Raw genomic sequence first — 13,605 nt, forward strand, 5'->3', positions numbered from 1 at the left:
CGGTCCAGCGGCATCGACTGCTTGACATGGAGTACCCGGCGCCGGATTCTCGTAACCGGTCAGAGGGGTGATGATCGGTGCGTGCGCACCAGTGTCGCGCCCCTGAGGGCGAACGCGAGGAGGCGGAATGATCGGCAGGCGCACAGCGGTCCAGGCCATGACGGCGGCAGGAGCGGCCGGTCCTGACGGCGCCGACCAGGCGTCGGCGGTCACCGGCGCGGCAGCGGTCAACTCGCCGCCCGGGCAGGGCGCGTACGACCTGGGGCCGGTCCGCCGGACCCGCACCGATGTACTGGAGATCGCCTATCACGACGTCGGCCCGGCCCATGGCAAGCCGGTGATCCTCCTGCACGGATGGCCCTTCAGCCCCGTCGGCTCCTACGCCCGAGTGGCGCCCGCGCTCGCACGGCGCGGCTACCGCTGCTACATCCCCTACCTGCGCGGCCACGGGCCGACCCGCTTCCTGCGCGAGGACACCTTCCGGTCCGGCCAACAGGCGGCAATCGGCGCGGACCTGGCGGCGCTCATGGACGCCCTGCGTGTTCCCAGGGCCCTGTTCGCCGGATACGACTGGGGCGGGCGGGCCGGTTGTGTCGCCGCGGCGCTGTGGCCCGAACGCTGCGCCGGCCTCGTCTCCGTGAACGGCTACCTCATCCAGAACATCGCCGCCGCCCGGGAGCCGTTGCCCGCCGCGAGGGAGGAGGGCTTCTGGTACTTCTTCTACTTCCTCACCGAGCGCGGCCGAAAGGGCCTTGAGCGCGACCGGGAGGACCTGGCGCGTGTCGTCTGGCGCCGCAACTCGCCCGAATGGCGCTTCACCGAGGCCGAGTTCGCGGAAGCGGCGCAGTCGTGGGCCAACCCCGACTACGTCGACGTGGTGATCCACAGCTATCGGCACCGCTTGGCCGAGGCTCCCGGCGACGGCCGATATGCCGGGCTGGAGCGGAGGCTGCTGGACCTGCCGAAGATCACTGTCCCCGCGGTCACCCTGGACGGGCAGGGCGACGGCGTGATCCCGCCGACCGACGGAAGCGGGTACGCCGCGCACTTCTCGGGACCCTGGGCGCATCACGTCGTCCCCGGCGCCGGACACAACCTCCCCCAGGAGCAACCCGGGGCCTTCGTCGACGCGATCCTCGAAGTCGATGCCATGCGTTGACCGTTGACCATTGACCGCTGACTGCAGCGCTACACATGAGTACTACACGTAAGCACTACACGTACAAAAACGTCACCTGCTTGACGGGTGACGAATGAAGGCTGCATGCTGACGATCGTCGCCCCTGGTGTTTCCCGAGGGGCGACGAGGGAACCGCCCACGAACGACGAGCGAAGTGGAGCTGGGTCATGAACAAGGAACTCGCCGACGACACTGCCGCGGTGGCGCGGCACGCGCGCTTCGGCTCCCTGCCCGAACGTGTTCGCTTCAGCGACATGACTGAAGAGGTGAAGGTCGGTCGGGGCGGCGGGGACGACGGCTCGTACCACCCCGAAGGGTCGTGGAAGTACCACGCGTGCCTGGCACTTGACCTGGGGTTGTAGACCGTCCCGCCGTCCGGGACGGATCCGGGGAAGGCTCCCCCTGACGCACGTATGTAACACCGAGACACACGTATGTACTACCGACCACCGGCTACATGCCACCGACATGTATGCGCAACCCGGAGAGCAGAAACCCATGATCCTGAAATCGCTCAAGCCGACGACGACTGCTGTCGCAAGTGCGGTCGCCGGAGCGGCGCTCCTCTTCTCGGCAGTACCGGCCTCCGCGGCGAACCCTCCGTACGACGGCTGTCCGGGATGGTCGCTCTGCCTCTACCAGGACGGTGGGGGAAGCGGCTCGAAGTTGATCGTGACCCCTCCTGCGGCGGGCGGTAACTCAAAGATAGTGAGACTCCCGAACAAGCACTTTCTGAACGGGGAACCGGCCGACAACCAAGTTTCGTCCTGGTTGAACAACTCGCAGTGCCAGGTGTCGTTCTGGGACGACCCCAGTGGCGAGCTCCACCCTTCTGACCTGGACTACGCCCCGCCACGAAACTGGGGTCTGAAGGGTGACTACGCTTTCGGGACACCCAAGGCGTACAACAACGACAGGCTTTCCTCGATGCTCATCTATTGCTCGTAGAGGGGAGGAAGCCGCGGGCGCCCGCCGATCAGCTCGTGGACAACTCTCAGCGGATGAGGTGGCCCGCCCGGTACTACGGCGAGGTGGGCACCTGCGGAGAGCGGAGCACGAGCAGGGTGATCTCGCTGGGGGCGAAGACACGGAACGGCGGGCCCCAGAAGCCGGTACCGCGGCTTGTGTAGAGGAGGGTGCGGGCGCCGTGGTGGCTGAACCCGGCGAGGGCCGGCTGGTCGATGCCGACCAGGTGGTGGAAGGGCCAGATCTGGCCGCCGTGGGTGTGGCCGGAGAGCTGGAGGTCGACGCCGTCGGCCGCCGCCCGCTCGACGAACTTGGGCTGATGCGCCAGGAGCAGGACGGGCAGGTCGGGGTCCGCGCCGTGCAAGGCTCCGGCGAGATGGGCGCCGTGACCCGCGAGGCCGGAGGACTCGGCGGTGACGTCGTCCACGCCGGCGACCACGAGGGTGTCGCCTCCGCGTTCGAGCAGCAGATGGCGGTTGCGCAGCGGCTCCCAGCCCAGCTCGTCCATCAGGTCCACCCAGCCCTGGGCCTCGCTGTAGTACTCGTGGTTGCCGGTGACGTAGACGCGGGCCCGAGTCGCTTGCACGGTACCGAGCGGAAGGGCCTGCGCACGGCGGCGTCGGGCCGTGCCGTCCGCGATGTCGCCGGTGTGACAGACCAGGTCGGCTTCCAGGGCGTTCACCGTCTCGCACACCCGCGCCGACCAGCGCGCGCGATCGAGCGGGCCGTAGTGGGTGTCGGTGATGAGGACGACGCGGGTACCGTCCAGCCCGGCACCCAGCCGCTGGAGTGGTACATCGAGGCGGCGTACGCGTGGCACGCGGCGAGCTTCGGCGTACCCCCAGGCGAGCAGCGCGGCGGTGACGCCGAGGACCGCCCACGCCTCGATTCGGGCCCGGTCCTGGCTCTGGCCGACACCGGTCACGGTCAGGGCGGCCCGCAAGAGGACCCCGATCAGCACGGACCAGGTGAACAGGACCCAGCTGGCGCCCAGAAGGGTGTCACCGATGATCGCCGCCCGGTCCTGCTGGCGTCGGCCGTGGCCGCGCACCATGGCGAGCGGCATCCCGACGAGGCCGAGGGCGAACAGGGCGGTGCCGACCAGCGTGACGGGCAGCGGCCAGTGCTGGCCGCTGTGCAGGAGCACCCAGCAGGGCACCGTCCACAGCAGGACGGGGGCGATCATGGGGACGTAGCGCATCAGGCGGTGCAGTCGGCTCTGCCGCGGCGCTTGCGCCTCCCCCTCGGTGGGCCGGGTGTCGCTGGTGTCGGTCACGCTTCCCCTCCCTGACCGGGCTGCCGTCTCGCGCACTGTATCCCGTCGCACTCTGGCCGCAGCGCCCTGGCAGAGGCCTGGCAGTGGCCTCAGCCGTTGAGGGGGACCGGCTCGGGCCCGGCGCCCGGGTCGGCTGCGTCAGTGTTCTCGGATCTTGGTGCCGCATGCGCGCGAGAGTGGCGCGTTCCGCCGGTCCAGCCTGCTCGGCATGGATCGAGCCCGCCTGCTCATCCACGGATCCGTCGGCGTAGCGAGGTCGTGCCGGACATTCAGCTTGAGTTCTAACCTCTGACTACGTGTCGAGAGTTGCTGCGCGGCACGAAGAGGCAGGTCGCATTGGTCTCCATTCCGGTTCTTCCCCCTCGACGAGGATTTCGGGACACCGGCGGTGGGGCGCAAGGTCTGCCGGTGTTCCATAACGCCCATCCCGGCTCATGGGACGCAGCCACTCTGGCCGACTGCTCCTCGCGGACCGGCGGGCGTCTACTGATCTGCGTGCTGCCCGTGTGAGCTCTCGGGCTGCCGTATCCACGAGGCCAGTAGCCGAAGCGCCTCTTCGGAGCTGGAGCCTGCTGCGGCGGTGTAGACACTCAGCCGCTGGTCCGGGTCGGCGGGCAGGGTGAGGGACTCGTAGTTGAGGGTGAGCGGGCCGACGATCGGGTGGTGGAAGTGTTTGCTGCCATGGGTGTGCCGGTACACGTTCTGGTCGGCCCACCAGCGGCGGAAGTCCTCATCCGTGATCGAGAGTTCGCCGACGAGTTCGGCAAGGAGCGGATCGTGGGGATGGCGTCCGGCGTCGCGCCGGAGCGAGGCGACAATGTCCTGGGCGTGGGTGTCCCAGTGGGTATACAGCGAGCGGGCGCTCTCGTCGCGGAACATGAACCGCACCAGGTTCCGCTCGCGGTGCGGCAGCGCGTCGAAGTCGGTGAGCAGCGCACGTGCCATCCGGTTGGACGCGAGTACGTCCAGTCGCCGCCCCAACACAAGGGCGGGGGTGTGCTCGAGGATCCGGAGCAGGTCGCGCAGCCCCGGGCGGACCGGCTGCGGACGTGTCGCCGTGTGGCGGGGCCTGCCTGCGGCGGGCTTGGCGAGCTGGAACAGATGGGTGCGTTCGACGGGATCGAGGCGTAGCGCGCGGGAGATGGCGTCAAGGACTCATCCACGAGGACAAGCTCTACGTCAACGCCGTTCCGCGTGACCAGTGGGCGAAGTTCACGTTCGAGAGGGTCATCGGCGGCGTCAAGATCCTTTCGGACAAGGGCCTGGCCCTTCAAGCGGGGCACCGTGGCGCGCAGATCGTGCTGAGTGAGCCCAAGCCCGAGTTCCAGCAGACGTGGACGCTGGATTTCGAGCAGGAATTCGACTCCGAGTAGCTGGGGCAGAGCTCGATCGGCCGCCCCGGGGTGTACTCCCTGGGACGCCGGGCGGTGCCGGCCTGACTTCCCGCGCTGGCCACCTTTCTCGTCGTGGAAGCGGCGGCGGGGCAAGGGCTGGTCCAGCCGCCCCGACGGCGTCGAGCGCGACTTCCGCATCATCGAAGGCATCGACTGACCGCTGTAACCACTGGGTCGTCAACACTCGGACGACCTCTTGCGGTCGTTTCGCCGGTGCCTGCAGTGAGGGTGGAAAACGCTTCGCGGCGGGGCAGTTGGTCCTCTCACCGGTGGCTGGATCCGGGCATCCCGCCTGCCGCCTGATGCGGTGTGGTGCGGTGCTGCAGTTCCGACCCTCCGCAGACCTTGACAACTCGATTGGTCTGGACCAGCTTTACGCACAGTAGCGGCGGCAGCCGTCACGCACTCCCGTCTCTTGCGTCCTTCACCCCTTCCTGGAGGCACTCCATGGACCGTGTACGTCAGGGCAGACCCGGTGTCCGCCGGAGAATCGGCGCGGCGATCGCCGTCGGGGCGGCCGCCGCGCTCGCCGTCACAGCGCTCGCCGCGCCCGCGCAGCCGGCCTCCGCCGCCGCTGCGGAGGCCACGGCGGCCAGTGCCGCGGCGGCGGACGTCAACGTCGCCAAGAACGCCGGGTTCGAGGCGGACCTGAGCAACTGGACCTGCAGCGCGAACAGCGGCGTGGCCGTCACGTCGCCCGTGCACGGCGGCGCGAAGGCGCTCAAGGCCAGTCCGTCGGGCCAGGACACCGCCGAGTGTTCCCAGATCGTCAAGGTGAAGCCCAACGCGACGTACAAGCTGAGCAGTTGGGTGCAGGGCAGCTACGCCTACCTCGGCGCCCGCGGCACCGGCACCACCGACGTGTCGACGTGGACGCCGGGCAACACGTCCTGGCAACAGCTCTCCACCAGCTTCACCACCGGCGCGAACACCACCTCGGTCACCGTGTACACACACGGCTGGTACGGGCAGAGCGCGTACTACGTGGACGACGTGAGCGTCTTCGGACCCGACGGGGGCGGCGGCACCGACCCGGTGGAGATACCGGCCGTGCCGACCGGCCTCGCCGCGGGCACCGCGACGTCCACGTCGGTGGACCTGTCCTGGACGCCGGTGTCCACGGCCACCGGCTACACCGTCTACCGCGACGGCACGAAGGTCGCCTCGGTGAGCGGCGCTTCCACGACCGTCACCGGCCTCACGCCGGACACCACGTACAGCTTCCAGGTGAGCGCCTCGAACGCGGCGGGCGAGTCCGCGAAGTCGACGGCGGTGTCCGCACGGACCGCCAAGGGCGATGGCGGGGGAGACGGGACGGTGCCCAGGCACGCGCTGACCGGCTACTGGCAGAACTTCAACAACGGCGCCACGGTGCAGAAGCTGCGGGACGTGTCCTCGCAGTACGACATCATCGCCGTCTCCTTCGCCGACGCCACCAGCACGCCGGGGCAGATCACCTTCAACCTCGACCCGGCCGTCGGCTACGCATCGACCGCCGACTTCAAGGCCGACATCGCCGCGAAGAAGGCCGCGGGCAAGTCCGTGATCCTCTCGGTCGGCGGCGAGAAGGGCACCATCTCCGTCAACAGCGACGCCTCCGCGACGGCGTTCGCCAACAGCGCCTACGCGCTGATGCAGGAGTACGGGTTCAACGGCGTCGACATCGACCTGGAGAACGGCCTCAACCCCACCTACATGACCAAGGCGCTGCGCCAGCTGTCGGCGAAAGCCGGCCCGAAGATGGTGCTCACGATGGCGCCGCAGACCATCGACATGCAGTCCACGTCCGGCGCGTACTTCCAGACCGCGCTGAACGTGAAGGACATCCTCACCGTCGTCAACATGCAGTACTACAACAGCGGTTCGATGCTGGGCTGCGACGGCAAGGTCTACAGCCAGGGCGGCGTCGACTTCCTGACCGCGCTGGCCTGCATCCAGCTGGAGGGCGGCCTCGACCCGTCACAGGTCGGGATCGGCGTCCCGGCCTCCACGCGAGCGGCGGGCAGCGGGTACGTGGCCCCCTCGGTGGTGAACAACGCCCTGGACTGCCTGACCCGCGGCACCGGCTGCGGCTCGTTCAAGCCGTCCAAGACCTATCCGGCGCTGCGCGGCGCCATGACGTGGTCGACGAACTGGGACGCGACGGCGGGCAGTGCGTGGTCGAACGCCGTCGGCCCGAAGGTGCACAGCCTTCCCTAGCGGAGGGGCGTCCGGGGCGGGTGAACCGCCCCGGACAGCGGGCACCGCCCTTGACGAAACCGGATGGTTCGCCCAAGGGGCGGGCAGTCGGTGGCATGAGCGCGTTCCGCGCAGAGACTGATATGACTGGTGCATGCAGGAAGAGACCGCGCAGTCCGCGATCGACACGTTCATCTCCGCGTTCAACGCCTCGGACGACAGCTACGTGACGGTGCTGCTCTCCCAGGCCCTGACCTCGGACGTGGTCCTTTGGGGGCCGCTGGGCCGCAGTGAGGGGATCGAGGCGGTCGAGCGATTCGTGCTGGACATCCGGCGCCACCCGGCGGGGACCGGCACGATGGTGCGCTGCTCCGCGGTGGACATGCCGGACGAGTGGGCCCGGTATCAGTGGGTCTTCACCACGCCCGACGGAGGCCCCCGTCTGACGGGAACGGACGTCGTCCACCTGCGGCGCAGCCTCATCGACCAGATCATCGTCTTCGCGGGGGAGGTCAAGGGGGAGGGGAAACCGTCCGTCTCCTGAGTCGCGCGTTCCCGGCATCAACGGCCCAAGCGGGCCGGGGCTGCTCGGCACGCCCGGCTCCGGTCCGCCTGATCTGCCGCTGCCTCACCCTTGCGGCACATTGTGGTGTCCATGACCATGGGTCGCATGTCGCAGCAGACGGGCACTTCCCGGCGTACCGTCCTGACCGCAGCAGCCGCCGCCACCACGGCAGGAGCCGTCGGGCTGCAGGCGGGCCCGGCCGCCGCGCGTGACGGCGCGGGTCCCACCTCCCAGGAACCGCCGCGCGAACTGCGCGCGATCCTGCGGGAGATCGACCACCGGCGCATCGAGGCGACGGTGCGGCGCCTCGCCGGGTTCGGGACCCGGCACACGCTGTCCTCGCAGGACGACCCCGTACGCGGCATCGGCGCCGCCCGTGACTGGATCCTCGCCGAGCTGCGGCGCCACGCACGGCCCTCGGGCGGGCGGATGAGCGTCGAGCTCCAGTCGTACGTCCAGGAGCCGGGCCCGCGCATCCCCACTCCGACGCGGATCACCAACGTCGTGGCGACACTGCGAGGTTCGGCGTCCCCCGACCGCCTGTACGTCGTCTCCGGGCACTACGACTCGCGCGCCAGTGACGTCATGGACTTCACGAGCGACGCGCCCGGAGCCGACGACGACGCCTCCGGGGTCGCGCTCGTCCTGGAACTCGCGCGCGTCATGGCGACCCGGCGCCTCGGCGCGACGCTCGTGTTCGCGGCCGTCGCGGGCGAGGAACAGGGGCTGTTCGGCGCGGCGCACATGGCGGAGCGGTTCAAGCAGCGCAAGGCCGACGTCCAGGGGATGTTCACCAACGACATCGTCGGCAGCTCCACCGCCGACGACGGCACCCGCGACCCGCGCACGATCCGCCTCTTCGCGGAAGGCGTCCCCTCCTCCGAAACGCCGGAGGAGGCCGCCGTCAGACGCTCGGTGGGCGGCGAGAACGACTCGCCGTCACGCCAGCTCGCCCGCTTCGTGAAGGACGTGGCCGTGAACGACGCGACCGGGATGCGGGTGCGCGTCGTGTACCGCCGCGACCGCTACCTGCGCGGCGGCGACCACATCCCCTTCCTCGAACGTGCCTATCCCGCCGCGCGGTTCACCGAGCCCGCCGAGGACTTCGCCCACCAGCACCAGGACGTCCGTGTGGTGGACGGCAAGCAGTACGGGGACCTGCCGGAGTTCTGCGACTTCCCGTTCGTCGCGCGCGTCGCCCGCGTCAACGCCGCCGCCCTGTGGAGCCTCGCCCAGGCCCCCGGCACCCCGCGCGGCGCGAAGATCCTCACCGCCGCGCTGACCAACGAGACCGAACTGGTGTGGGAGCGCGGTACCGAGGCCGATCTCGCCGGGTACGAAGTCGTGTGGCGCGAGACGACCGACACCGACTGGACCCATGTGATCGACGTCGGCGACGCCACCCGTCACACCGTCGACCTGTCCAAGGACAACGTCTTCTTCGGCGTACGCGCGGTCGGCCGCTCCGGCCTGCGCAGCCCCGTGGCGTTCCCCGCGCCGCAGCGCTGAGGGGCCGTGAGCGCGGCGAGGGCCGCGTGGGACGGTGAGTCCTGTTCGGCCGCGTACGTGACCAGGCACTGGTCGCCCTCGTCGGGCAGGCGCAGCGTCTCGCGGCGCAGGATCAGCTCACCGGCCACGGGATGGCGCAGCCGCTCGACGCCGTACGCCTGCTCGCCCACGTGGTGCTCGGCCCACAGGGTGCGGAAGTCCTCGCTGCGCACGGACAGTTCGCCGAGGAGGTCGCACAGCCGGTCGTCGCAGGAGTGCCGGCCCAGGTCCATGCGCAGGGCGGCGACGGTGCCGCGCGCGGTCAGCTCCCACGCCTCCCGGTCCGGGTAGAGGCCGCGTACGGCCGGGTCGAGGAAGTGCAGCCAGGCCGCGTTGCGCTGCCCGGGCGGCAGGGCCTCGAAGTCGGTGAACAGGGCGCGGGCCTGCCGATTGGAGGCGAGGATGTCCAGCCGGCGTCCCAGGACATACGCGGGTACCTCGCCGAGGGCCGTGAGCAGGACCTGCACGCCGGTTCTGACCGACTGCGGGACGGGAGGTGTCGAGGCCGGGTGGCGCAGGGCGCGGGTGAGGTGGCCCAGGTGCGCGCGTTCGGCTGCGTCCAGGCGCAGGGCTCTGGCGACGGCGTCCAGGACGTTGTCGGAGACGTTGTGGGTGCGGCCCTGTTCGAGTCGTACGTAGTAGTCGACGCTCACTCCCGCGAGGTCCGCGAGCTCCTCCCGGCGCAGGCCGGGCACGCGTCGGCGGCCGCCGAAGGCGCGTACGTCGAGGTCCTCCGGCCGCAGCCGGGCGCGGCGGGAGCGGAGGAACGCGGTGAGCTCGGTGCGAAAGTCCATGGATCAAGTGTCCGTCACAGGGTGGTTCTGCCAGACCCAGGGTCGAGCCGAGCCCTGGGTGGGCGCGTGGACATCCCGCAGAGTCGGTTCCGCAAGGCACCGCGGGGCCCGCAGGAGAGTGCGGGGACCCGCACCGCAACGCGGGCCTCATGCGCACGACACCGAAGGACCTCGCAGCGAACGCGGTCCGCACACGCACTTCCGGGAGACCACCATGACCATCACCACCGAGCAGACCGCCTCCCTCGCCCGCCCTCTCACGGGCCGGGTGGCCGTCGTGACCGGAGCCTCCAGCGGCATCGGCGAGGCCACCGCTCGCGAACTGGCCGCGCAAGGTGCGCGCGTCGCCCTGCTGGCCCGGCGAACCGATCGCCTGGAGGAGCACGTGGCCCGGATCGAGGCGGCCGGCGGCACGGCCTCGGCTGTGCCGGCTGATGTGAGTGACCCCGCCTCGCTCGCTGCGGCGGCTGCGGGGGTCCGTGCTCGGTTCGGGCGGGTCGATCTTGTGGTGAACAATGCCGGACTCGCCCTGCCCGACCTCCTGGACGGGTCCGCGGGCACCAACTGGCAGCGGATGATCGACGTGAACGTCACCGGCGCGTTCGCCGTCGTGGAGACGTTCGTCCCGGACCTGCTGGCGGCAGCGGCGGAGCGGGGCCACGCGGACCTGGTCAACATCTCCTCCGCGGCTGCCCAGTCGGTCCTGCCCGGTTTCGCGGGCTACGCCGCCTCCAAGGCGGCCTTCAGCCACCTCTCCCGCAACCTGCGGGCCCGGCTCAGCCCCGCCGACGTCCGCGTGACGAACATCGAACCCGGCACCATCGACACCGAGTTGCGTGACCACATCGGCGACCCGGCCATCAGCGCTGCTGTTCAGGAGGCGGTGGGTTCCATCGAGGGCATCCCGTCGGGGACCGATGTCGCCGAGCTGATCGCTTTCGCTGTCGGGCGGCCGCGTCATGTCAATCTGTCTCAGATCTCGGTGCTGCCCACCCGGGAGGCGTAGTTGAGGGCGGTGGACGGCGACGTCACCTGGTGAGTCCGCGGTGGCCCGAGAGGGTGGCGCGGGGGTCGCGGCTCGGCCAGGCAGGCAGCTGCTGGGACGTGTGCCGGTCACGGCGGTGAGGGCGCGGGCCGAAGTGCATAGGCGCCGGCCTTGGTCGGCGGCCCCGGCGCGGGCCGGGAACCGGCAGTCGGCGCGCCATCCGGTCGAACCGACTGTTGCCGGGCGAACTCACCGATGGTGGAAGCCGGTTGTTGCTGCCCGGCTCTGGAGCTGTCCGGCGTTCGGGGTTCCTGGGCTTTGGGTTTCCTGGGCTTTGGGGTGCCCGGCCGTGGGGGGCCACGGCCGGGCACCGGTGCGCCAGGGCGTGTGGGGGTGGCTAGGGTGCGTCTACGACCATGCGGCCGTCGGCGGGAGTGTGCGCGGCGGCGCCTCTGCCGTAGAAGGCCTCGACGCGGGCCTGTTCGGCGGCGTCGGGCACGGCGTTCCTGCAGCTGGTGCCGGCGGTGGAGCCGGACATCAGCTGGGAGCAGGGGCCGGGTTTGGTGTCGGGCAGGCCCAGGTTGTGGCCGATCTCATGGGCGGCGATGCGGGTCTTGTCGTACCCCTGGGCCACTGCTTGGCTGCCGAGTTCGACGCGGGCGCGGCCGCCCGGCCGGACGGGGCCGACGGTGGCCTGTGGCCAGCCGCTGGTGGCCACGATCTGGATCTCGGCGCGGGTGCCTGGCTGGGCTTTGGCCAGTTTGACGTTGTCGACGTTGGTGTTCCAGGAGGCGACTCCGGCCGCGATCGCCGTCTCCCAGCCCCTGGCCTGACTGTCGTCGTAGCGAAGTGTCACCACGGCGGCCGTGCGCGGGGCGGTGTCGGGGGCGGACGCGGCGTTCGCCGCCGGTGCCGTGGTCAGGGCGGCCGCTGCGGCCGTGATGGCTATGGTCAGCTGTCTGAAGTGCAGCATCGTTGTCCTCTCGGGTGTGCGAGGGCTCGGCTCCGTCCGGAGCCGAGAGTGGGGGGTGTGGTGCGGCAGGCCCCGGTCGGCGGGCGGTCGCGTCTCCCTGCGGGCTGGGGAGGTACCGCACCGGCTGAGGGAGGCCTGGCGGCAGCATGAAGTGCGGGATGAAGTGCGGGGGGCCCGCTGGGGGTCTGACTCCGCCTCCGGGCAGGGGAGTTGGCCAGGGTCAGGGCCAGGGCCGAGGTGCTGCGATGGCGGCGAGGGGGCCGTGCCGCGCACCGGCGCGCGACGCCACCCCGGTCCGCCGCGGGCGAGTCGGGCCGCCGCACACGCCCGTGGTCCCGTAGGGCGGCGTGCGCCGTCGGGACGTCAACTCGGTGCAGGAGGCCGGGCATGGGCCGCTCCATTCCGCTCCGTGCCACCACCGCTCATGTGTGACGGTACATCGTCAAGTATGAGTGGTGATGGTCCCGGAGCGGTCAAATTTCCGCCGCACCCAGCCGCGCCGACAGGGTGAACCGAAGTCCGCACGCGCGTGCCTTCCGGCGCTCAACTCGCCCTGCTCCGCGCCGGGTTCGACCCATGTCCCGGGCGCGGGCTTCAGCAGGCGTGCTCACCCTGACAACTCCGAGGACGGCAAGGCCCGTTCGCCGCGCATCGGTCCGGCCGCGCCGTGGCCACCATCCTCCTTCGCTCCCGGAGATCGGCGCCCCTGGTCCGGAACGGTGTGGGTGACGAACGGCGGCGGCCGCTTCCACCGCCGTTACCTGCCCGTCGCGGCCCGCCGTCACCTCGCTCTCGTCCCGCTCCACTCTGTTCGATCGGCCCGTCCCTGAGTTCCTCACGGACCCCGCTTGCTTCGAGGTCGTCGTCGCTCTCCTTGAGCCCACCGAGTTCTTTGCCGTCGTCCTCGACGACGCGGCGCCGGTGCCGCGTCGGCGCCGCGTGCTGTGCCGGCGTTATCGCCGGATGACTGAGCGGATCCAGGAGAGTTGCTGAAAGACCTCCCCGGCCTCGGCGCTCTTCTCCCGGTCGGAGCCGTTGAAGACGCCGATGAGGGTTTCGGTGCCGCGTGGGCCGACGGTCATCACCGGGCCTCCGGAGTCGCCCCCGGCGGGAATCCCGGACACCTTCTTCATGCAGAAGTCGGGGCCGCCCGGCGCGGTGTGTCCCGCGCACAGGGGGTCGTTGGGCCGTACGACCTTGAGGTCCGACTGCTTGAGGACGGGGGACTGGCAGGCGCTCTCGTCCGTGGTGCAGGTGGCGCCCCACCCGTACTGCCGCACGGCCTGGCCGCGGTGGACGCCGACCGTGGCCAGGCGCGCCGTGCGGACATTCATCGGCGGGACCTTGACGAGCATCATGTCGGCGTGCGCGCTGCCCACGCGCTTGCGGGGGATGGGGCGGACCGTGGTGCCCCTGCGCATGTCGAGATTGCCCACCCGGAAGGAGATCCGCCGGTCGGCGACCGGCCGAGCCTGCTCGTAGAAGCAGTGGGAGGCAGTGAGGATCCACTGGCGGGCGACCGCTGTCCCGGTACACGCTGGTTTGCCGTCAACGAGCATGCGTACCGCCCACGGGCCGTAGGTGCTCTTCGACCCGCCGATGACGGCGAAGGCCGGAGCGGACGACATCACCGTGCCCACGACCATCGCCAGGACGGTCAGCAGCAGGACACGAAAGCGACGCATCATGCAGAACAACTCCTCTCACAGGGGTACAGCCGTACAGGTAGTGAGAGACCCCGCTGAG

12 protein-coding genes are annotated in these 13,605 nt (G+C 70.4%); 7 read left to right on the forward strand and 5 right to left on the reverse strand.

The genetic code is table 11. The features are described from left to right. The first annotated feature begins 127 nt into the window (after positions 1 to 127). The 3 genes from ACZ4D5_RS34090 to ACZ4D5_RS34100 all read left to right on the forward strand — a co-directional run bounded on the left by ACZ4D5_RS34090 (position 128) and on the right by ACZ4D5_RS34100 (position 2,128). Positions 128 to 1,159: an alpha/beta fold hydrolase gene (locus ACZ4D5_RS34090; RefSeq protein ID WP_467776344.1), complete on the forward strand. Its 1,032-nt coding sequence runs from the start codon at positions 128 to 130 to the stop codon at positions 1,157 to 1,159. Positions 1,160 to 1,347: 188 nt separating this feature from the next. Next, entirely contained in the window at positions 1,348 to 1,542 is a 195-nt protein-coding gene (locus ACZ4D5_RS34095; RefSeq protein ID WP_467776345.1) for a hypothetical protein, read from the forward strand. A gap of 136 nt (positions 1,543 to 1,678) precedes the next feature. Continuing rightward, a complete protein-coding gene (locus tag ACZ4D5_RS34100) occupies positions 1,679 to 2,128 on the forward strand; it encodes a peptidase inhibitor family I36 protein (RefSeq protein ID WP_467776346.1) in 450 nt (149 codons plus the stop codon). A 73-nt stretch (positions 2,129 to 2,201) separates the two neighbouring features. On the opposite strand, the gene ACZ4D5_RS34105 is transcribed toward ACZ4D5_RS34100, so the two are convergent. Both ACZ4D5_RS34105 and ACZ4D5_RS34110 read right to left on the reverse strand, forming a co-directional pair. Next, positions 2,202 to 3,422: a metallophosphoesterase gene (locus ACZ4D5_RS34105; protein ID WP_467776347.1), complete on the reverse strand. Its 1,221-nt coding sequence runs from the start codon at positions 3,420 to 3,422 to the stop codon at positions 2,202 to 2,204. Positions 3,423 to 3,905: 483 nt separating this feature from the next. Continuing rightward, a complete protein-coding gene (locus tag ACZ4D5_RS34110; RefSeq protein ID WP_467776385.1) occupies positions 3,906 to 4,565 on the reverse strand; it encodes an MmyB family transcriptional regulator in 660 nt (219 codons plus the stop codon). A gap of 698 nt (positions 4,566 to 5,263) precedes the next feature. Between ACZ4D5_RS34110 and ACZ4D5_RS34115 the strand changes: the two genes are divergently transcribed. From ACZ4D5_RS34115 to ACZ4D5_RS34125, 3 genes are all read left to right on the forward strand, one after another. After that, complete coding sequence (locus ACZ4D5_RS34115; protein ID WP_467776348.1) at positions 5,264 to 7,015, forward strand: chitinase; 1,752 nt, start codon at positions 5,264 to 5,266, stop codon at positions 7,013 to 7,015. A 133-nt stretch (positions 7,016 to 7,148) separates the two neighbouring features. Then, positions 7,149 to 7,538, forward strand: a complete 390-nt coding sequence (locus ACZ4D5_RS34120; RefSeq protein WP_467776349.1) for a nuclear transport factor 2 family protein — start codon at positions 7,149 to 7,151, stop codon at positions 7,536 to 7,538. A 126-nt stretch (positions 7,539 to 7,664) separates the two neighbouring features. Next, positions 7,665 to 9,068, forward strand: a complete 1,404-nt coding sequence (locus ACZ4D5_RS34125; protein WP_467776350.1) for a M20/M25/M40 family metallo-hydrolase — start codon at positions 7,665 to 7,667, stop codon at positions 9,066 to 9,068. Here ACZ4D5_RS34125 and ACZ4D5_RS34130 read toward each other — a convergent pair. Then, positions 8,966 to 9,901, reverse strand: a complete 936-nt coding sequence (locus ACZ4D5_RS34130) for a helix-turn-helix domain-containing protein (RefSeq protein ID WP_467776351.1) — start codon at positions 9,899 to 9,901, stop codon at positions 8,966 to 8,968. The genes ACZ4D5_RS34125 and ACZ4D5_RS34130 overlap by 103 nt on opposite strands. 214 nt (positions 9,902 to 10,115) lie before the next feature. Between ACZ4D5_RS34130 and ACZ4D5_RS34135 the strand changes: the two genes are divergently transcribed. After that, positions 10,116 to 10,907 (forward strand): SDR family oxidoreductase, encoded by a 792-nt coding sequence (locus ACZ4D5_RS34135; RefSeq protein WP_467776352.1) that lies wholly within the window; start codon positions 10,116 to 10,118, stop codon positions 10,905 to 10,907. 376 nt (positions 10,908 to 11,283) lie between these two features. On the opposite strand, the gene ACZ4D5_RS34140 is transcribed toward ACZ4D5_RS34135, so the two are convergent. Both ACZ4D5_RS34140 and ACZ4D5_RS34145 read right to left on the reverse strand, forming a co-directional pair. Next, complete coding sequence (locus tag ACZ4D5_RS34140) at positions 11,284 to 11,859, reverse strand: snapalysin family zinc-dependent metalloprotease (RefSeq protein ID WP_467776353.1); 576 nt, start codon at positions 11,857 to 11,859, stop codon at positions 11,284 to 11,286. 953 nt (positions 11,860 to 12,812) lie between these two features. After that, a complete protein-coding gene (locus ACZ4D5_RS34145; protein WP_467776354.1) occupies positions 12,813 to 13,547 on the reverse strand; it encodes a S1 family peptidase in 735 nt (244 codons plus the stop codon). Positions 13,548 to 13,605: the final 58 nt, after the last annotated feature.

This window comes from Streptomyces sp. NPDC025651 (assembly GCF_055558735.1).